The sequence below is a fragment of the Acinetobacter sp. NBRC 110496 genome (genome assembly GCF_000876115.1).
Lineage (GTDB): Bacteria > Pseudomonadota > Gammaproteobacteria > Pseudomonadales > Moraxellaceae > Acinetobacter.
Map to the genome: position 1 here is coordinate 68,209 of NZ_BBTF01000010.1, position 19,465 is coordinate 87,673.

The following is a 19,465-nucleotide window of genomic DNA, read 5'->3' on the forward strand; positions in this document are numbered from 1 at the left end:
AGTATTATCCTTGTGTGCGCAAAATTTCTTGTCGTTGCGCCACTTTCTTTTTCCATTGTTCAGCACGACGAGTACGATCTGCAACCTGTCCTACTAATTGTCCACATGCGGCATCAATATCATCACCACGTGTCTGACGAATCGTACACACAAATCCGGCATCCGACAAAGTTTTTTGGAAGGCAATGATACGGTTACGGCTTGAACGACCATACGGGGCATGCGGGAATGGATTAAATGGAATCAGGTTGATTTTACTTGGTAAGTTTTTTAACAATTTTAAAAGTTGTTGGGCATGCTCAGGTTGGTCATTGACCCCTTCCAACATTACATATTCAATAGTGACATGACGACGTGCACTTTCATTGCCATCTTTGGCTAAATAGCGTTGGCAAGCAGCGATTAATTGTTGTAATGGATATTTTTTATTGATTGGCACAAGTTCATTACGAAGTTCGTCATTTGGTGCATGTAATGAAATCGCCAAAGCAACATCAATGTCCTGCGCCAGCTGATCAATTTTAGGTACAACACCTGAAGTTGATAGCGTCACACGGCGTTTTGACATGCCATAAGCAAAATCATCCAGCATCAATTGCATTGAACTGAGTACAGCATCATAGTTGAGTAACGGTTCGCCCATCCCCATCATGACCACATTGGTCACTGTACGCTCGCGTTCAGCCACAGGCACATCTTCCATATAGGAATAGTTTGCCATCCACAACTGACCAATAATTTCTGCTGGTGTTAGGTCACGCTGAAAACCTTGTTTTCCTGTTGAACAGAATGAACAATCCAGTGCACAACCCACTTGCGATGAAATACACAAGGTCTTACGTGCCCCAGTCTTGTCATCAGCCGGAATCAGTACAGTTTCAACCAGAGAACCTTCACCGTCGCCCACACGGAACACCCACTTACGTGTTCCATCTTTGGAATAATTACGGTGTACCACTTCTGGCGCTTTAATTTCACAAATCTTTTCTAATTTTTCGCGTAATTTTCCTGAGATATTACTCATCTCGGCAAAATCAGTCACAAAATATTGATGAATCCACTTCATCACCTGACTGGCACGAAACTTTTTTTCGCCCAAACCTTCAAAGAACTTTTCTAATTCAGTTCGAGACATGCCAAGTAAATTTACTTTTTGCTCGACAGCATGAACGACAGGTGTAGAAACAGACTGTTGTTTTTCATCCAAATTTTCCGATGAAACGACCACTGCAGAACTCATGTATATTTACCTAAACGATATCAGCGCTAGAAAATGCTGTGCATAATTTGCACAACCCAATCTATAAGAAATAAAAAACCAGATAAGTAGTATACCACTTATCTGGCTTGAATACTTTGGATTAACGAGTGCGTGGGCAAATCTCGTTATCAGCAAAGAAGTAAGCGATTTCACGCTCAGCAGAAGCAACTGAGTCAGAACCGTGAGCAGCATTTTCGTCGATGCTTACAGCGAAGTCCGCACGAATTGTACCTGGAGCTGCTTCTTTAGGATTCGTCGCGCCCAAGATTTCACGATGAGCAAGAACTGCGTTTTCGCCTTCAAGAACTGAAACAACCACAGGACCAGAAGTCATGAATGCAACGAGGTCAGCAAAGAAACCGCGTTCTTTGTGCTCTGCATAGAAACCTTCAGCATCTGCTTGAGAAAGGTGTTTCATTTTAGTTGCAACAATTTTCAAACCTGATTTTTCGAAACGAGCAAAGATGTCGCCGATGTGGTTTTTAGAAACTGCATCTGGTTTTACGATAGATAAAGTGCGTTCAATCGCCATGATTGACTCCTATTATGGTCTAAACTAAAAAAATTTGCCGCATTATACCGATGTCATCGCCAATAATCAGCTTGAATATGCAAAAGTTCTGCGATTTCTGACGAATTTTTAACGAACTTCATCTAACCATGCCATTTGAATGGCTTCAAGCAAACCTTCCGTCGATTTATTCGGATCATCACTAAAATCAGGCAAGGCACATACCCATGCATGTAGATCAGTAAAACGAATCCATTGAGGATCTACATCTGGATGTGCTTCGGTGAGCTCAATCGCAATATCAATCGTATCCGTCCAACGTAAGCCCATATAACAACCTAAATCAATTTGTATCGTTGAGCGTACTTTAACAAAACACCTGATTTAAGAGATAGTGTTCTGTTGCTAAATTCTTGTTAAAAGACTTATAACGCCATATGAAAGCTCGGTGCGAGTAAAATGATCGCACTGGCAACCGATGCACCAATCATGGCTCCCACAATTACATCACTGGGATAGTGCAGACCTAATATCATGCGAGACAATGCAACCAAAATGCTAAATGGCAGCATTAAAATCAATAACATGGGTTGGATATACCCCAAAGTAATGGTGACCATCACGGCATGTAAAGTATGGCCTGAGGGAAAGCTAAAGTGGTCTAGCGGACGTTCTCCCAAGACAATGACCTGATGCACCTGATAGGGTCTTGGACGGGTGGTTTTATTTTTCAGAAATTTATAAATCAGGGTACCAATAGAACCCGCCCCAACCAGATATAACAGCTGTAGACCATACGCCCAGCCTTGCATTACCCATACTGACAACAACATGGCATACCAAAATGGCCCATCACCCAAACGACTAATCGTTTTAAAAAACAAGGCGACACGTTGTGATTGAGAGAGATGATTCAGGTAGAGACACCCTTTTAAATCCAAATCTAGTATTTTTATTTTTGCATTTTGAAGATTCATACTCTTTCTCCTCTTTATTGAGAATACTTTAAGTCGTGGTCATGGGAGACTCCTCACGACTTGATACAATGCTTGTTCTAATTGTTGTACTGGAAACTGCCAACTGCTCTGCTGGACACTTTCACTTGCGAGTAAACCCATTGCTCTTAATTGCGGCAGCGCGGGTAAATCACAAATTGACTGCATTAAATCTGTTGTATGCCCCAGTGGACTCAACCATCCTGTGACATCATGTTTGACATGCTGATGGGCACAGACATAGTCATAAGCCACTACAGCCAAGCCACTGGCAATCGCCTCTAAAACCACATTACCAAAGGTATCGGCTTGGCTGGCAAAGGCAAATACATCGGCACTGGCGTAGGCTGCCGAAAGCGCTTGCCCACTTAAACTGCCCATAAAGATCACATCATCAGATTGCGCCATTTTTCCAAGCCGCACTCGATCAGGCCCATCACCCACAATCACAAATTTGATATTTCTGCCTTGTCGGGCCTGCAAGGCGTGGAAGCTTTTAATCAGCACATCGACTTCTTTTTCTGGAGATAACCGCCCGACATAAAGCATGACTCGCGTTTCTGCATCAGCACCCCACTGTTGGCGAAGTTGCTGTGAGCGATGCTGAGGTGAAAATTTTACGGTGTCTACACCGCGACCCACCACCACCAAAGGGCAAGTCACACCAAAACCACGCAAGGCTTGCTCGGTATATTGACTCGGTACACAGGTCACATCGGTGCTGTTATGAAACCACGTTAAATAGCGCTGGATTGGTTTGACTAAAAAAGCCAGATCAAAGAAGCGACTGAAATCATGAAAGGCTGAATGGAAGCCACTCGATACTGCGATTTTTCTCGACTTAGCGGCTTGTAATGCGGTTAAGCCTAACGGGCCTTCAGTTACAATATGCACCACATCTGGCGCAAACTTTTCAAAAGCTTTTGAAACTTTGAGATATTGTGGCCAGCCAAACTGAATACTTGGATATTTAGGAATCGGCTGAGACATGACCAGACATTCCTGTTCTGGATGAAATTCGGTACACACTTCTTTTTGTATCGGGCGTACCAATAAAATTTTATGTCCAAGCTTTTGTAGCCCTTGGCACAATTGCATCATCGACAGAGCCACACCATTAATTTCTGGTGGCCAAGTTTCAGTCACAATGGCAATGCGGAGACGAGGACGAACCAGATCACGCAGTTCAGACAATTCATCTTGTTTATTTTTGAGTTGTTTCCTTTTAAAGTAGAATTTAAAATTTTCAGGAAACTCTTGCTTGAATAGAGATGTAGCGTATGTACTCTGCATATCGCCATCCATTTGTGTCGTTATTTTCATGTTTTCAGCATAAAAATATTTTTTGACACTTTAATGATCAGTCTATGACAGTTTTTTGACAGCCTTAAAATAAAAAATGCCCAATTTCAAGCTGAAAGTGGGCATTCAAAAGAAGTTGATACTGCATCAAGCCAAAGGATTATCTACTGCAAAAAGCTGCTGATCTTCCAAACGGAATGCCATCAATTGCTGTCCCCAAACACAGCCCCCATCGACATTTTGAATTTGAGCGCTAATAGTCTTGCCTTGTAAAGCCGCCCAATGTCCGAAAATCAATTGATGGCTTTGTGCTGCCTGACTTTCAAACTCAAACCATGGTTGAAAACCTGCTGGCATCGGGGCATCTAAGGCATCTTTAAACTCAAACTCTAAACGCCCAGTTACATCGGTTAAACGCATTCGGGTCAGATAATTGGTAATGCAACGTAAACGCGGCATGCCTGTAAGTTCATCTGACCATAGATCAGGCTGCGAGCCATACATCTGTGCAAGAAAACCATCCAATACTGACAAGTCTTCATGCGCAACAACCTGTTGCACTTCCCGCGCCAGCGCAACCGTTTGCTCGGCATTCCAGATACAGGGCACGCCCGCATGGGTAATTAAGGTGTGTGCATTCGGAGATAGACTCAACGGTTGCTTGCGCAACCAGTCAATCAGTTCATCCCCATCAATGGCATCAATCACCTCTTGGGTGTGATCCTTGTCTTTGGCCTTTTTAAAACCACGGGCACAGGCAATCAGAGTTAAATCATGGTTCCCCAACACCGTCGCTGCAGCGCCACGATCAGCCAGCTTTTTAATAAAGCGCAATGTACCAACCGAGTTCTCGCCACGTGCAACCAAGTCACCAGCAAACCATAAAAAGTCTTGGTCTGGATCAAAACGGATTTCTTTCAGCAACGCTTTCAGTGCTTCAAAACAGCCTTGCACATCACCAATGACGTAGTTATAGCGTTTAGACATCAAGCCACCATCTGATCAGAGAGTGCAACAAAATCTGCCAAACTTAAGGTTTCTGGACGCGCCATTGGATCAACACCTGCTTTTTCAAAGCCATCCTCCACCAACATCCCTTTTAAGCTATTGCGCAAAGTCTTGCGACGCTGGGTAAACACATGACCCACTAAACGTGCTAAAGCTTTTTCATTCTTTGCCACAATTGGTTTAACATCATAGGGTTCTAAACGGAAAACCGCCGATGTTACTTTTGGTGGCGGGTTAAATGAACCTGGTGGCACTTCAAACAAGAAGGTTGGCTTACAGTAATACTGGATCATCACCGATAAACGGCCATATTCTTTGGTATTTGGCGTTGCCGTAATGCGATCCACCACCTCTTTTTGCAACATGAAATGCATGTCTTTTACTTTGTCACCAAACTCCAAGAGATGGAACAGCAAGGGTGTTGAAATATTATAAGGCAAATTTCCAACCACACGCAGTGGGCGACCTTCTTGGAACAACTGAGTGAAGTCGTATTTTAAAGCATCGGCTTCAACAATGGTTAAACGTTCAGGATGCGGCACGCGTCCCGGTAAACCCGCTGCCAGATCACGGTCTAGCTCAACCACGGTCAACGCATCACACTCGCCAATTAAAGGTGAGGTCAAGGCCGCCAAACCTGGGCCGATTTCAACAATGTTTTCGCCCGCACGAGGATTTACTGAGCGTACAATTTTGGCAATCACACGTTGATCATGTAAAAAGTTTTGACCAAAACGTTTTCGAGCCTGATGCCCTTCATCTTTAGGGTTTAGGGCATTAATTTGATACATAATAATTCCAACGTGAATAATTTCTTGCCCATCACTGACGGGCTAAATCAAGTGCTAAATCCACTGCAACATGCAAGCTTGATGCTTTTGCCTGTCCAGTGCCTGCAAGAGAAAGTGCTGTACCATGATCGACCGAGGTTCGAATAAATGGCAAGCCTAATGTAATGTTTACTGCTTCACCAAAGCCTTGTGATTTTAGCACAGGTAGACCTTGATCGTGATACATCGCTAAAACAGCATCCGCATCTTTTAGATTTTCTGGGGTAAATAAGGTATCCGCAGGTAGGCTGAGACTCATATGCAGCCCCTGTGTACGATACGTTTCCAATACAGGATTGATCACTTCAATTTCTTCATGGCCTAAATAGCCATCCTCACCTGCATGAGGATTTAAACCACAGACTAAAATACGTGGCTGAGCGATTTTAAATTTGGTTTTTAAGTCGTGAATCAGAATATCAATCACTTGATGCAGACGCGCTTTGGTAATCGCATCAGGTACATCCCGTAACGGTAAGTGGGTCGTTGCCAAGGCAACACGCAATGTTTTGGTCGCCAACATCATCACCACACGATCCACACCTGCAAACTCTTGGTAATACTCGGTATGTCCACTAAAAGCGATGCCTGCATCATTGATAATTGACTTTTGCACGGGTGCAGTAGCCACCCCCACACTCTGGCCTGACATGGCATAGTCTGCTGAGCGACGTAACTGTTCCAATACATAAGTAGCATTGGCTGAATCTAGCTGCCCTAAAACAACAGGTCTGGTTAAAGCGACATGTTCTACAAACAGTTGCCCTTTTCGGCTGGATTGTGTCTGCCCCTGATATGGAATCAGTTCAACATCAATCCCTAACTGATTGGCACGTTGTTGCAACATCTGCAAATCGGCCAGAATAACCAATGGTCGTTCATCAACACGCTCGGCCAGACTCAGACAGATATCTGGACCAATGCCCGCAGGTTCACCTGAAGTCACATATAAAGGAAGCATCGATAACGCCCATGTTTTGATTTAAGTCTTAGTGTAACCAAAATCTAAAAGCAGCTACAGCCCTGCGTTTTTATAAATTATTTCCCTTCAGGATTGACTGTTGCTTTGGGTAAGTTTTGTGGCACTAGATTCGAAGGTACAAACTCAACCTTGCGTGTCCATGGATTAATTTTAGGTTGTACTTTTTTCTCTGGCGGTATGCTTGCGACATCGTCCTTTTTCTCGTTAACCACCACAGAACTCGCAGCTTTATCAAGCAGAGGATTACTCACAAGCTCTTTCTTTTCGGCAACTGCCGTCGGCTGTGCTGCCTCTTTTTTCTCCACTACCGCTGTCGCAACCACAGTACCTGCAGGACGCGCATACGGTGCTGCAATTGAGCCTTGCTTGACCACGGTTTGTGTTGTGGGCTGTGGAACCGTATGAGTGGTTGCAGTAGTGCTTTGTCCTTGCAGATTCATTTGATCAACCGGAATTTCAATCGCTTTCATTTCGGCCGTCACCGCCATTGCAGGGTCAATATGATCGTTGCCCCGACTTTCCAGTACCTCCAGTTTACGACTGGTTCCCTCTTTGGGCTGAAACTCGGAGTAGTTCGTTACACTGGTCTGATCTACCCATTTATAGAGTCGTCGTGCATTGGTTTGTGCTGAACAAACGCCGATCAATAATGTGACTACAACAATTTTTGTAGAAAACGACAACTGCATCAAATTCCCCAAGAGAATAGGTAAATACTTCTATTTATTTCAAATGTTTGGTATAAAAATCATAGGGGAAATCCACTCCGCTCACAACACCCAAAATGTTCTCTTCAATTCCGCGTGTGTTAGTTCCCAATTCGGTCACATTGCAGCAAATTCTGGCGTCTCAGGCGAATTTTCCTTGTGCACTTTTATAAACTCATGTAGAATTCGGTCTCCTTTTGTTTGGACAGATTTCACCGTCCAAACCAACTATAATAGGTAGTGGTTTAAATGAAAACTCTCAGCGCTAAGCCAGCTGAAGTTCAACATGACTGGTATGTTGTTGATGCTTCTGGCAAAACTTTAGGTCGCCTTGCGACTGAAATCGCTCGTCGTTTACGCGGTAAGCACAAAACTTCTTATACTCCTCACGTTGACACTGGCGACTACATCGTTGTTATCAATGCTGAACACGTTCAAGTGACTGGTAAAAAATCACTTGATAAGAAATATTATCGCCATACTGGTTTCCCTGGTGGTATCCGTGAGACTAACTTCGAGAAGTTAATTGCTCACAAACCTGAAGCAGTTTTAGAAAAAGCTGTTAAAGGTATGTTGCCAAAAGGTCCTCTTGGTTATGCAATGATCAAAAAAATGAAAGTGTACGCTGGTACTGAGCATCCTCATACTGCTCAACAGCCACAAGTTTTGGACATCTAAGGGATACAGCACATGGCTACTAATTATGGTACAGGTCGCCGTAAGACCGCAACTGCACGTGTTTTCTTATCAGCTGGTACAGGTAAACTCGTAATTAACAACCGTACGCTTGAGCAATATTTCGGTCGTGAAACTGCTCGTATGGTTGTGCGTCAGCCTTTAGAGCTTTTAGAAGTTACTGAAAAATTTGACCTTTACATCACTGTTAAAGGTGGTGGTATTGGTGGTCAAGCAGGCGCTATCCGTCACGGTATTACTCGTGCATTGATCGCTGCTGACGAAACTTTAAAACCTGCTCTTCGTCAAGCTGGTTTCGTTACTCGTGATGCTCGTGAAGTTGAACGTAAGAAACTTGGTTTACGTAAAGCACGTAAACGTCCTCAATTCTCTAAACGTTAATCGTTTTACGAGTTGGACAAAAACCTCGGATTTTATCCGGGGTTTTTTTATTGCCTAGTTTTAATTATTACTTTTGAGAACAATCCATCATTGCATCCCCTACACCATCGGCAGCAGCAAATTCCGTGATCATACAGCCATTTTCTTGATAGGTTCTGGTAGTTTTCGAAAATTGATGATCTTCAGGAATTGGCGCATTACACGGCTGCCCCGTTTTTTCATTGACCATTCGAATTGGCCCATCGTTATAAATCGTCACTTTACAAGCTTTGACCAGATACTGTTTTTTGATACCCCCATACTGCGAGTCATCTTGATCAGCTGCCACAGCAATCGCAACATCCGTAGCGGCTCGGCTCTCCGCCGATGTAGCACGATGCACCTGCTTGGAGACAGTCTGCGCGCTTACACAGCCACCCAGTAATAACCCAGTACAAAGTGCGGCCAAGTAATATCCTTTCATTCCCTTGTTCTCTCTTTAAACTTATTGAATCATAAATCTATTCCGTAACAATCATATTATTCAGCTTTAAGTGATTTCCAACGTTAATTTTAGTATTCTAAACAGTCAACCATAATTTTTTGGACTTATGTCTCTAGAAAATCCCCCAAGCCCTGTTCAAGGCATTACGCTTTATAGTCATGCAGATGATTTCCGTTCACACTGGATTCGTTTTTTACTGGCTGAAAAACAAATCAAATATCAGCTCATTATCACCGACCACGAAGATGAGGATTTAGCGGACCTCAATCCCTATAATCAACTTCCCATGTTGATCGAACAAAATCTAAAACTGTTTTCGGCCAATGTGATTGCCGAATATCTAGATGATCGCTATCGTCAAAATAAGCTCTACGCCGATGCGCCCATGGCTCGTGCAGAGCAGCGTCAATATATCTGGCGTTTTGAACAAGACTGGTTCAAGCTGGCGGATCAGATGCTTAGACATGCAGATACATTAGATCAAAAACAGCAGCAAAACGCACAGAAAGAGTTGAGAGATACCTTAATTTCACTGACTCCGCTATTTCAGCATTTCCCATTTTTCATGTCAGAAACATTTTCCATTCTCGATTGTATGCTGGCCCCGATCTTCCTTCGGCTGAAAAGTATGGGAGTTGAATTGCCAGCACAGCACTGTCGACCTATATTCTTGTATTGTCATCGTATCTTTAGCCGACCATCGTTCATTAAATCAATGACAGCTCAAGAAAAAAACAGCTACAATGAATTGATTTCTACGATTTAATAAGTTTTTCAATTATGTCTGAGCAAATAACTTTTACGCCGACACGTCCCTATCTTGCTCGCGCCATTTATGAATGGATTTGCGATAACCAACTGACGCCCTATTTATTAGTTGATGCAACCCAACCACACACCGATGTGCCTTTGCAATTTGTAAAAGATGGTCAGATTGTCTTAAACCTTGCACCACACGCCATCCATCAACTCCATATGAGCAATGAAGCGATTACCTTCTCTGCTCGTTTTGGCGGTGTCGCAAAAGAAATTTATGTCCCGATTCGTGCGGTACTCGGCATATATGCCAGAGAAAATGGTCAAGGTTTATTTTTTGATCCTTCAGAATATGAAGCACTTACAGATACAGCTGTAGCGCCAGCCGAAGAAGCCAAGCAAGAAACTGAACCAACCAAAAAGAAACCTTCACTAAGAATTCTAGATTAAGCGAGGATAGACACGATGGCATTTGACTTAGTTCAGTATTTTGCTGAACAAATTAAAATTCAAAAACCGCAACTTTTTAGTCAATATTCTCCTAAAGAAAAACATGCCTATATTGACGAAGTGAACGTATTAGCATTGGGCCAGCTGATCAGTTTGTGGAAACAAAATCCACAGAAACTCTATCAGGAAGTTCAAACTGCTGATCCGCTTTATATTCAAGAAGTGTCTCGCCATCTGACCACCTCAGCCCATAACCAATCAACGCTTAAAGCAACTGAACTTGAAAGCAGTATTTCTGATGTTCTCACGCTACAATTAGCTGAATTAAAACAGCTCGATGCAACTGGGAGCTTCGGGCAAACAGGATTAACCGAACTGTTACTGGGTCAAATTGAACATTTATCAGGACAAGCTGAAGACTGGGTATGGTCAACCAACCAACTCACAGAATTGCTCGGCTCAAAACCGGTCGTACAGCAAGAAGTCTCTCTTGAAGCAACCATGCAGGAATTTAATCAAATGGTGCATCAAGCTCAGCCCACAACGACAGATCATGAACCAACAGCTGAAATAGAAATGCCTGCCATTCCGACATGGGCCTACATCGTTTCACCTGTGATCGCATTGGTCATTCTGATTTTTTTGTATTGCTCATATTGCCAATTAATTTCAGCTTAATTTACCATCCATGATAGAGTTTTTTTAATTACTTTCTTTATCATGGACTTATTTTAAATTTAATTTTAATTAAAATATTATTTTAATTAATTTAAGCGTTAAATTTACATTTATTTACAATGAAAAAATAATATTAAACCCCAATATTAATGTGAATAAAATCACAATAAAAACCAATTCCAATCCTCAATCAATATTTTAATTTGTTTATTTGACAAAAATTGTCAATTACTAGCACTCCTGTGATTTCAATTATTTTAAAGTATTATTGATTTAATAAAAGAGTTTCCTATAATGAGATTAACTACTTTTGAAAACCAATCAAAAAACAAAAGTGGCCTATATATAAATTCATAAACAAAGATGTATTAGTAGAGATAAGATCATGGCTAAAATTTCATTAGAAAGCTTAACAAATATTGATGGGTTCGTTGCAGCAGCATTAGTCGATACAGAAAGTGGTTTGGCGCTAGCAACTCAAGGTGGTGGGGCACTTGATTTAGAACTGGCAGCAGCAGGTAATACTGAAGTTATTCGCGCAAAACGTCGTGTAGCTAACTCATTGAAACTTAATGATGATATCGAGGATATCTTAATTACACTCGGCAAGGCATACCATTTAATCCGTCCATTAGAAAGCAATGGCAATTTGTTCCTTTATCTCGTATTAGATCGCACTAAGTCTAACCTAGCGATGGCTCGTCACGAACTTAAAACTTTTGAGAAAGAACTCGACTTTGCTTAATTTGCAAGTTCAATATATTTAATATATTAGATCTCTTGTATATATTTCTATTTAACTTATACATAATAAGAAAATAGAAATAATACAAGTGGTCTATTATTAGTCTTTAGCATTAAGACTAATTTTGTGCAGTCCAATATTTTATAAAACATTAAAGTGATACTATGAATGGACATTGCATTAATATCGCAATTTCAGGTATAAGTTTAAAAGTTTCAGATGAATTAAAAATAGAACTTAGAAAAACAATACCGAATGAATTTGGCATTAACTGGATCAACATAGCCGATCCCAATATCGACTTATTATTAATAAATGAAAATTTTTTTGATACCGAAGGTATTCAACGTATTTTAGAACAAAAAAAACTTCCCTGCTTAAAGGTTTCAAAAGGAGAAGGTTCACATCATATTGAAGAACACAATACGCTTTACTTACCTTTTCAGCATACGGATGCATTAAAAAACTGGATTCAGCTGCGCTTACTGAGTTATCTATCTCATCAACAATCACAACAACCTAAAACAGCGACTGTTTCCACACATAATGCCATTAATGAAAAGTATTTAAGTGATATGTTAAATCCAGAGAATGCCCGACTCCATCTATTTGATGATCATGGCACCTTGGCGATTATTGATACGCGTAGCCAGATTGCCTGGCTGGAGCCAACACGCATCCAGACTCAGACCAACCATAGTTTTAAGTACGAATTTGCGACGACATCCAACTTTACCAAAGTCTCTCGAAAAGTTGAGTATAACCTGCAAGATTGGCTCTGGAATCTGTTCTGGCATTCTCTTGAATTCCAGCGGTTGGCGCCGAATGAAAATGACTATTATAAAATTGAATATTGGCCACAGCCTGCGCAAAGCCAAGACCGCAAAACCACCCTATTGCTCTCAGCCTGCTTTATACAAGGAGCCCAACTTTATCAAGTCGCCACACAATTAAAACTTCCTATTCAAACGGTTCAACAATTTATCGCTGCCTGTATGATCTCCAACAATGGTGGCATTATTTCAGCATCAGAAAGTCATTACTTAAAAGCAGAAGTTGCTGAACAAACTTCTGAACAACAAGGTTTTTTAAATAAATTTTTCGGCAAAATCAGACGCCGCTTTGGGCTTTAAGGAATACTATGATTCTCCAACAATATAAAATCGTCTTTGCAGGAAGCATGGGCGCCGGAAAAACCGAAGCGATTAAATCGCTTTCAGAAATTCCCGTGCTTGCGACCGAAGCATTGAATACAGACAGTCAGGCTCATAATAAGATGCAAACTACGGTTGGTATTGATTATGGGGAAATTACCTTAGATGACGGCGTAAAAATCGGGCTGTATGGTACCCCAGGTCAATCACGTTTTGACTTTATCTGGCCAGTGATTTGCCAAGGTGCTTTGGGCGTGATTTTACTTGTCGATCATAACAGTAAAGTGCCTATTGAAGAGCTTGAAAGCTATCTCGACACCTTTAAAGACTATACGCAAAATATTTCGATCGGTATTACCCATGTCGATGAAAATAAAGGACAACCAACAACGATTTACCGAGACTGGTTAATCCAGAATGACTACCACTATCCTTTATTTTTTATCGATGCACGTAAGCAAGAACATATTTTGCTGATGATTGAATCTCTTATCGCAGCACTAGAAGTTAATTTAAAAGCAACAAATTAATCACTTTATAAAGAGAAGATTTATGTTCAGTATTCCTAGTCAGCAACGTACTGCTCCCAAAGAGCTGATCCAGTTTGCAAAAGCTCAAGCCAATGATGTTCTTATGAATATTCGAGGGATCGATTATATTATGCTCTGCTCGACAGATGGCTTTGAGCTCGCTGCAATTTATAAGAAAAATCCCTATAACAGTACTAAATTGGCTGCAGTCAGTAGTTCAATCTTGGCCATGGTGAGCGCTTTCCTTAATGAAATCCAGTTGACTGGGTGTCAAAGCATTACGCTGGATGCCGAGAATGGCAAGGCTATTTTAACCTCAATTCCGGCTCCCCATCATCCAATGGTAATGGTGACCTTAAGTAATAAGGACGTTCTACTCGGCCAACTGCTTTATAGCTTGAAGCAAGCCAGTACAGCAATCGTCGACGCTGACCAAGTCTAATTTCCAGACACAATCAAATCTGACACAGTGCAACACTTGTCAGATTTTCGTCATTAATCATCTTTATACTGAATACATTACTTTTCTATTTTCATTTTTGAACCATCTCTTTTACTACATTTCACTAAATAACCATCCCAATCTGTTTGAAAAATCCAATATCATTCAATAATTCGCAATAAAATATTGTTTTTTAAAAAGATCAGATGAATGGTTAGAAATTTAAATGATTTAGAAATACTTTTTCATTATTATAATTTTCGAACAAATAACAATCACAAAATTTTCATAAATGAATAATTTCAATAAAACGGGATTGTGTTTGTTCAACTATTATTAAGCACTATGGAGAGAAAAGATGAGGCTGAAGAGCTTAAAACTCGGCACAGGAACTGCACTATTACTCAGCGGTTTTGCCACCCAACAATGTTTGGCAGATTCCTATGTATTTGTAACCAATACCACACCACAAACAGTATCCGTACAAGTCAACCAAACTGGGGCACAATTGCAGCAAGGCAATGAATGGGCTCAGGAAGCGACACAGATTGCACCCTATGAAACCAAACGTGTATTACGTATCAATCGTTATACAGGGATCAAATCAGGTAAAACCTATAACTTTGATACCGTAGTGACCAGTGCCAACTCACAAGTGACCTTCAAACAAACCATGACTGGAACATGGTCAGGTAGTAATATTCAACACGGTATTCAAACAGCAAACACAACTTCCCCGTGGTATTCAGATCGTGATGTACATCGCATCAATACAACCTATGGCGGTTTATCCGCTCAGGCAGCAGTAAAAGCTGAATACACAGGTGGTTATGATGATTTCCACTACACGATTCACCAGAACACGATTCAGGAACCTATTTCAGCCAGTGCCAATGAATTAAAAGTCCTAACCTATAATATTTATGCCTTGCCGATGGTGGCGAGTAAAATCAGTGAACGTTTAGCCGAATTACCCAACCACTTGAATGGCTATGATGTCATTATGATGCAAGAAGCGTTCGCTTCTTCGCGTACAGGTATGTTGAATCAACTGGCACAACAATATCCCTATCAGACACATATCCCTGTCGGTTCTGGCTATAACCTATTTGATAGCGGTTTGGTCATCGTAAGTCGTTATCCAATCGTCAAAACCGCCCAATTTATTTATCCAGACTGTACAGGAACCGATTGCTTTGCCGATAAAGGCGTGTTGTATGCTGAAATCATTAAAAATGGTAAGGCTTATCATGTCACGTCAACACATACCGCTTCTTTTGATACCGATGCAGCGCGTGCACTGCGCCAGACTCAGTTCAAGCAAATTCGTCAACTAGTAGACCAACAAAATATTCCAGCTTTCGATGCAGTGTTGATGGGGGGAGATTTTAATGTGAACAAGTTACTCTGGCCACAAGACTATCAAAATATGCTGAGCAACTTGAATGCGACTGCGGCATCAAGCAATACGGGGTATACCGCATCAACCTTTGACCCTCGTGTGAATAAATTAGCTGGTGCAGCAGGTTCAGGCGGTTCAACCGTTGAATATCTGGATTATATCGTGGCATCCAATAACCACCGTCAGCCCGTTCAGTCACGTAACGATGTGCGCATCCTGCGTACTACGGCTGATCCACTGTATATGATCTGGGATCTTTCTGATCATTTCCCTGTAATGGGGCAGTTTAATTACAACCCTTAACGGAATATGGTATGAATAAAAGACTATTGCTGACAATTCTAATTGTTGTCGTGGTCTTGGTTGGGATTGTAGTCTGGAAGAGCACTGCCTCTTCCGCTGCAATCCAGCACACCAAATCCACCTCAGCATCTCAAGATTCGTCTCCACAGATGAGCAATGCCAGCATGCCCAATAAAAGCAAGGACGAACTGTTGCAGGATTCACTTTTGCAGCAACTCAAAACCTTACAGCAGCAACCTGGGAATATCACCGAGTTTCTCAATAACTTTAAAGCCAACTGCCCTGTCTCAGATTGTCATGCAGCACTCGCAAAAGCGCTTGCCAACTATCCCGATCAACAGTTTGCACACTTAGTGGAAAACTTGCTGAAACGCATGCCACAATATGAAAAGCAGATGCAAAGCACGGTATTATCCACCGCTTTATCACCGAAACAACGTTTTGATGCGCTGTGGAAGCTCAGAGAACAAACTTTGGGACAAGCCGAAGCCATGCTCGGTTTTGGGCAAGAGCGCAATTATGCGGATTATCGCTTTGCTTATAATGACTTGGTGCAAAATCAAAAACTTAGTGCTGAACAACGTTTAACAGCATTTAAAGAGCTACAGCGTCAATATCCTGACGCAAGTCAGCAGCAAAATAAAATGGGACTTTATCAACAAGCCGTTGATTTAATTAGCCAAGGGCACCATAGCCCAGCTGAAACTGAACGTTTAAAGCAAAAATTGCAGCAACAGTATTTGACTGAGCAGGAACGTCAACAGGTTCAACAGCGCGAGCACCGTGAAACCCAGCAACAGCAGCAAGTTGATCAATATCAACAAGCCGTGCAGCAGTTACAACAAGACATGGAGCCGTTAAAAACTCAACTGCCAAACGAAGAATGGCAAAAGCAATATCAAAGTCGTTTAGAAAACCTGCGTTTAAAGATGTTTCCCTAAAATAAATGAACCATCAATCTTATAGATGTGGATGGTTCAATCATGGCATTCCATTAATCGACAGCAATATTCAATAATTGCTGTCGTTTTTTCACCTGTTGTCCGACTTGGCCAATCAGCTCATGTACGATGCCATCGACATCAGATTTGATTTGCTGCTGAATCTTCATGGCTTCCAGTACCAATAAGGTTTGCCCTTTCACTACCTGATCTCCGACATTCACCAACAGATTCACAATTGCCCCATCCATCGGTGCACGGATTTTACCATCACCCACCACTTCTGCTGCCGCTGGGGCTGCATAAGTAATATTTTCTAGCACGCTATTACCATTGCCTACATCTAAATAGAGCTGATTTTGATCAAAGACATAGGCGAGCTTGCGTCGAACACCTTCACAGCTATAAACAACCTGCACATCACTGATGCTTACAATATTGATCGTTACGTGTTGATCACATAACGCAACTTTGACCTGCTGCTGATCATGTTGCACATGTAGTAATATCTGCTGATCGGCGTATTTTAGTTTCAGTGGGAACGGCATGCCAACTCCTGTTTGCCAAGCGACTTGCGGCTGATTTTGCTGGCTAAACAGTGCGGCTGCGACGGCAAGCGTTTCAAGTTTCAAAGTTTGCTGATGCAGACTAATATCATCCTGAAAGTGCTGCTGAATAAAGGCAGTATTGGTCTCCCCAGCGACAATAACTGGATGACGTAATAAGTTGCTTAAGAATTGCTTATTACTGTTCACCCCCAACAACACACAATCATCAACGGCCCGAGCAAGCAGTCGAATCGCATCCTGACGGGTTTTGCCATAGGCGATGACCTTTGCCACCATCGGATCATAGAAGGGACTAATTTCACCTTGTTCTAACATGCCGTGGTCAATACGGACATTGGCTAAACTACCATCAGCGCCTGCAGGCTGCCAACGCAGTACTTTTCCCGTTTGTGGCAAAAAGTCCTGACGTGGATCTTCTGCATATAAGCGAACTTCAATCGCATGTCCATTCAGTGTCAACTCATGTTGTTGTAAAGGCAGGGTTTCGCCATTGGCAACACGCAATTGCCATTCCACCAAATCCAATCCTGTGACCATTTCAGTGACTGGATGCTCGACTTGTAAACGGGTATTCATTTCCAAGAAATAGAATTCACCGGATTGATCCAGCAAAAACTCGACCGTGCCTGCGCCGACATAATCACAAGCCTTGGCCGCTGCAACTGCCGCTTCGCCCATTTTCTGACGCAGTTCAGCAGTCATCACTGGACAAGGGGCTTCTTCGACCACTTTTTGATGACGGCGTTGGATCGAACAATCCCGTTCAAATAAATACACATAATGGCCATGTGTGTCCCCAAACACCTGAATTTCAACATGGCGTGGAGCAATCACCGCTTTTTCTAAAATCAATTCACCCGAACCAAAGGCATTCTCTGCTTCCGAACGTGCTGTTTTTAATGCGTCCAATACATCAGTAGCGTCTTGGACCAAACGCATCCCTCGCCCACCACCACCTGCCGAAGCTTTGACCATTAAAGGGTAGCCAATCTTCTCAGCTTGTTCAGCCAAATATTCAAGCTTTTGCTGATCACCTTCATAACCAGGCACACATGGCACCCCTGCTTGAATCATGGCAATTTTTGAAAGACGTTTACTGCCCATCAATTCGATCGCAGCAGCCGTCGGCCCAATAAAGGTGATGCCATGATCAAGGCAAGCCTGAGCGAAGTCGGTATTTTCAGACAAGAAACCATAACCGGGATGGACAGCATCTGCCCCTGTCTTTTGGCAGGCTGCAATAATATTGGCAATCGATAAATAGGATTCTGAAACTTTAGATGCGCCGATATAAACCGCTTCATCCGCAAGCTGCACATGACGGGCATTGGCATCCGCATCTGAATAGACAGCCACCGTTTGATAGCCCATTGCTTTGGCTGTTTGCATCACACGAACTGCAATTTCACCACGGTTTGCCACTAATACTTTTGAAAAACTCATTGTTTAATCCCTCAAAACATCGCATTTCAGCAATGCTTGTACTCTATGCGATGTCACTCTTCGGCCCAGTTTGGCAACCGCTTCTGAATAAAGGCCATGGTTCCCTCTTGCCCTTCCTCCCCAGCAACTGCCCGTGCAAATTGCTCGGCTGCATTATCTAAGAGCTGGGTCAAAGGTTCATTCAAAGTCCGATGTAATAACGCTTTGGTGGCACGGGAAGCTAGAGGTGCAGCACGTTTGATCTGCTGAATCGTGTCTGCAAGCTGCTGTTCTAGCTCAGCATCATCTGGTGCAACTTGGTGAACGACACCTAAATCCAAAGCCGTCTTGCCATCAAAACGTAAACCCAATAACGCTAAACGACGGGCTTGGGTCAAACCAATTCGCTTCACCACAAAAGGCGCAATCTGCGCAGGCAAAATACCTAAGCCTGTTTCTGGCAGACCAAACTGGGCACTCTCACGGCTAATGGCAATATCCGAAACACAGGCCAGTCCAAAGCCACCACCGAGTACAGCACCTTCCAAAACAGCCACGACGGTTTGTGGAGCTTGATCCACCTGTTCAATCATGGCACCAAAACGGCGATTAAAATCGACATAAGGTTGCAAACTGCCTGTATTCGTAGCTTCAACACGTAAGCTCGCCATATCTTTGATATCGCCGCCTGCACAAAAATGCCCGCCCTTACCACGTAAGATAACCGCACGAATTGATGAATCATCCGCAATCTGGCTAAACACCTGTTGAATAGCAGTGACCATATTTAAACTCATGGCATTGCGGCTTTCAGCGCGATTTAGCCATAGCGTCAAAATACCACCTTGTTGTTCTAACTGAATGCTGTCATCTATCGCCAAGCTTGCAAGAGAAGTTGCAACTGTCATGCTCCTGC

The 19,465-nt window shown here is 42.4% G+C and carries 23 protein-coding genes; 11 read left to right on the plus strand and 12 right to left on the minus strand.

Features of this window, described 5'->3' with window-relative positions:
- Positions 1-4: 4 nt before the first annotated feature.
- From rlmN to Aba26S_RS07430, 9 genes are all read right to left on the minus strand, one after another.
- The gene (gene rlmN, locus Aba26S_RS07390; protein WP_043971084.1) at positions 5-1,240 is read right to left on the minus strand and encodes a 23S rRNA (adenine(2503)-C(2))-methyltransferase RlmN; all 1,236 of its coding nucleotides are present in this window, start codon (positions 1,238-1,240) and stop codon (positions 5-7) included.
- 121 nt (positions 1,241-1,361) lie between these two features.
- Positions 1,362-1,793 carry a nucleoside-diphosphate kinase gene (gene ndk / locus Aba26S_RS07395; RefSeq protein ID WP_004652531.1) on the minus strand — a complete coding sequence of 144 codons (432 nt, stop codon included), beginning with the start codon at positions 1,791-1,793 and terminating at the stop codon, positions 1,362-1,364.
- Positions 1,794-1,901: 108 nt separating this feature from the next.
- Positions 1,902-2,102, minus strand: coding sequence for a Fe-S cluster assembly protein IscX (iscX, locus tag Aba26S_RS07400; RefSeq protein ID WP_004652532.1), 201 nt, complete (start codon positions 2,100-2,102; stop codon positions 1,902-1,904).
- Positions 2,103-2,197: 95 nt separating this feature from the next.
- On the minus strand, positions 2,198-2,749 hold the full coding sequence (locus Aba26S_RS07405; RefSeq protein ID WP_005244340.1) for a phosphatase PAP2 family protein: 552 nt from the start codon (positions 2,747-2,749) through the stop codon (positions 2,198-2,200).
- A gap of 39 nt (positions 2,750-2,788) precedes the next feature.
- The gene (locus tag Aba26S_RS07410) at positions 2,789-4,060 is read right to left on the minus strand and encodes a glycosyltransferase family 1 protein (RefSeq protein ID WP_005244342.1); all 1,272 of its coding nucleotides are present in this window, start codon (positions 4,058-4,060) and stop codon (positions 2,789-2,791) included.
- A gap of 156 nt (positions 4,061-4,216) precedes the next feature.
- Positions 4,217-5,056, minus strand: coding sequence for a symmetrical bis(5'-nucleosyl)-tetraphosphatase (locus Aba26S_RS07415; protein WP_043971086.1), 840 nt, complete (start codon positions 5,054-5,056; stop codon positions 4,217-4,219).
- Positions 5,056-5,868, minus strand: coding sequence for a 16S rRNA (adenine(1518)-N(6)/adenine(1519)-N(6))-dimethyltransferase RsmA (gene rsmA, locus Aba26S_RS07420; RefSeq protein WP_005244355.1), 813 nt, complete (start codon positions 5,866-5,868; stop codon positions 5,056-5,058). Before rsmA ends, Aba26S_RS07415 begins: the two co-directional genes overlap by 1 nt.
- Before the next feature lie 31 nt (positions 5,869-5,899).
- Complete coding sequence (gene pdxA, locus Aba26S_RS07425) at positions 5,900-6,868, minus strand: 4-hydroxythreonine-4-phosphate dehydrogenase PdxA (protein ID WP_005244356.1); 969 nt, start codon at positions 6,866-6,868, stop codon at positions 5,900-5,902.
- A gap of 77 nt (positions 6,869-6,945) precedes the next feature.
- Complete coding sequence (locus tag Aba26S_RS07430; RefSeq protein WP_043971088.1) at positions 6,946-7,578, minus strand: hypothetical protein; 633 nt, start codon at positions 7,576-7,578, stop codon at positions 6,946-6,948.
- Positions 7,579-7,845: 267 nt separating this feature from the next.
- Between Aba26S_RS07430 and rplM the strand changes: the two genes are divergently transcribed.
- Together rplM and rpsI are read left to right on the plus strand one after the other, a co-directional pair.
- The gene (rplM, locus tag Aba26S_RS07435) at positions 7,846-8,274 is read left to right on the plus strand and encodes a 50S ribosomal protein L13 (RefSeq protein ID WP_005244360.1); all 429 of its coding nucleotides are present in this window, start codon (positions 7,846-7,848) and stop codon (positions 8,272-8,274) included.
- 12 nt (positions 8,275-8,286) lie between these two features.
- Positions 8,287-8,673, plus strand: a complete 387-nt coding sequence (rpsI, locus tag Aba26S_RS07440; RefSeq protein ID WP_004640839.1) for a 30S ribosomal protein S9 — start codon at positions 8,287-8,289, stop codon at positions 8,671-8,673.
- A 67-nt stretch (positions 8,674-8,740) separates the two neighbouring features.
- Here the strand turns inward: rpsI and Aba26S_RS07445 are convergent, their stop codons facing one another.
- Complete coding sequence (locus Aba26S_RS07445) at positions 8,741-9,136, minus strand: hypothetical protein (RefSeq protein ID WP_005244362.1); 396 nt, start codon at positions 9,134-9,136, stop codon at positions 8,741-8,743.
- Positions 9,137-9,263: 127 nt separating this feature from the next.
- Here Aba26S_RS07445 and Aba26S_RS07450 point away from each other — a divergent pair, with 127 nt between their 5' ends.
- The 9 genes from Aba26S_RS07450 to Aba26S_RS07490 all read left to right on the plus strand — a co-directional run bounded on the left by Aba26S_RS07450 (position 9,264) and on the right by Aba26S_RS07490 (position 16,558).
- Positions 9,264-9,923, plus strand: coding sequence for a glutathione S-transferase N-terminal domain-containing protein (locus Aba26S_RS07450; RefSeq protein ID WP_043971091.1), 660 nt, complete (start codon positions 9,264-9,266; stop codon positions 9,921-9,923).
- Positions 9,924-9,937: 14 nt separating this feature from the next.
- Positions 9,938-10,363, plus strand: a complete 426-nt coding sequence (locus Aba26S_RS07455) for a ClpXP protease specificity-enhancing factor (RefSeq protein ID WP_043971093.1) — start codon at positions 9,938-9,940, stop codon at positions 10,361-10,363.
- A 15-nt stretch (positions 10,364-10,378) separates the two neighbouring features.
- On the plus strand, positions 10,379-11,041 hold the full coding sequence (locus tag Aba26S_RS07460) for a hypothetical protein (protein ID WP_043971095.1): 663 nt from the start codon (positions 10,379-10,381) through the stop codon (positions 11,039-11,041).
- Positions 11,042-11,426: 385 nt separating this feature from the next.
- Positions 11,427-11,786 (plus strand): hypothetical protein, encoded by a 360-nt coding sequence (locus Aba26S_RS07465; protein WP_005244375.1) that lies wholly within the window; start codon positions 11,427-11,429, stop codon positions 11,784-11,786.
- Between the two features lie 164 nt (positions 11,787-11,950).
- The gene (locus Aba26S_RS07470) at positions 11,951-12,919 is read left to right on the plus strand and encodes a hypothetical protein (RefSeq protein WP_005244381.1); all 969 of its coding nucleotides are present in this window, start codon (positions 11,951-11,953) and stop codon (positions 12,917-12,919) included.
- A gap of 8 nt (positions 12,920-12,927) precedes the next feature.
- On the plus strand, positions 12,928-13,470 hold the full coding sequence (locus tag Aba26S_RS07475) for an ATP/GTP-binding protein (protein ID WP_005244382.1): 543 nt from the start codon (positions 12,928-12,930) through the stop codon (positions 13,468-13,470).
- A 22-nt stretch (positions 13,471-13,492) separates the two neighbouring features.
- On the plus strand, positions 13,493-13,912 hold the full coding sequence (locus Aba26S_RS07480) for a roadblock/LC7 domain-containing protein (protein WP_005244383.1): 420 nt from the start codon (positions 13,493-13,495) through the stop codon (positions 13,910-13,912).
- Positions 13,913-14,270: 358 nt separating this feature from the next.
- Positions 14,271-15,617: a sphingomyelin phosphodiesterase gene (locus Aba26S_RS07485; RefSeq protein ID WP_043971097.1), complete on the plus strand. Its 1,347-nt coding sequence runs from the start codon at positions 14,271-14,273 to the stop codon at positions 15,615-15,617.
- 11 nt (positions 15,618-15,628) lie between these two features.
- Positions 15,629-16,558, plus strand: a complete 930-nt coding sequence (locus Aba26S_RS07490) for a lipase secretion chaperone (RefSeq protein WP_043971099.1) — start codon at positions 15,629-15,631, stop codon at positions 16,556-16,558.
- Between the two features lie 53 nt (positions 16,559-16,611).
- Here Aba26S_RS07490 and Aba26S_RS07495 read toward each other — a convergent pair whose 3' ends face one another.
- Together Aba26S_RS07495 and Aba26S_RS07500 are read right to left on the minus strand one after the other, a co-directional pair.
- Positions 16,612-18,570, minus strand: coding sequence for an acetyl/propionyl/methylcrotonyl-CoA carboxylase subunit alpha (locus tag Aba26S_RS07495; RefSeq protein WP_043971100.1), 1,959 nt, complete (start codon positions 18,568-18,570; stop codon positions 16,612-16,614).
- A 53-nt stretch (positions 18,571-18,623) separates the two neighbouring features.
- Entirely contained in the window at positions 18,624-19,457 is an 834-nt protein-coding gene (locus Aba26S_RS07500) for an enoyl-CoA hydratase/isomerase family protein (RefSeq protein ID WP_043971102.1), read from the minus strand.
- Positions 19,458-19,465 lie beyond the last annotated feature (8 nt).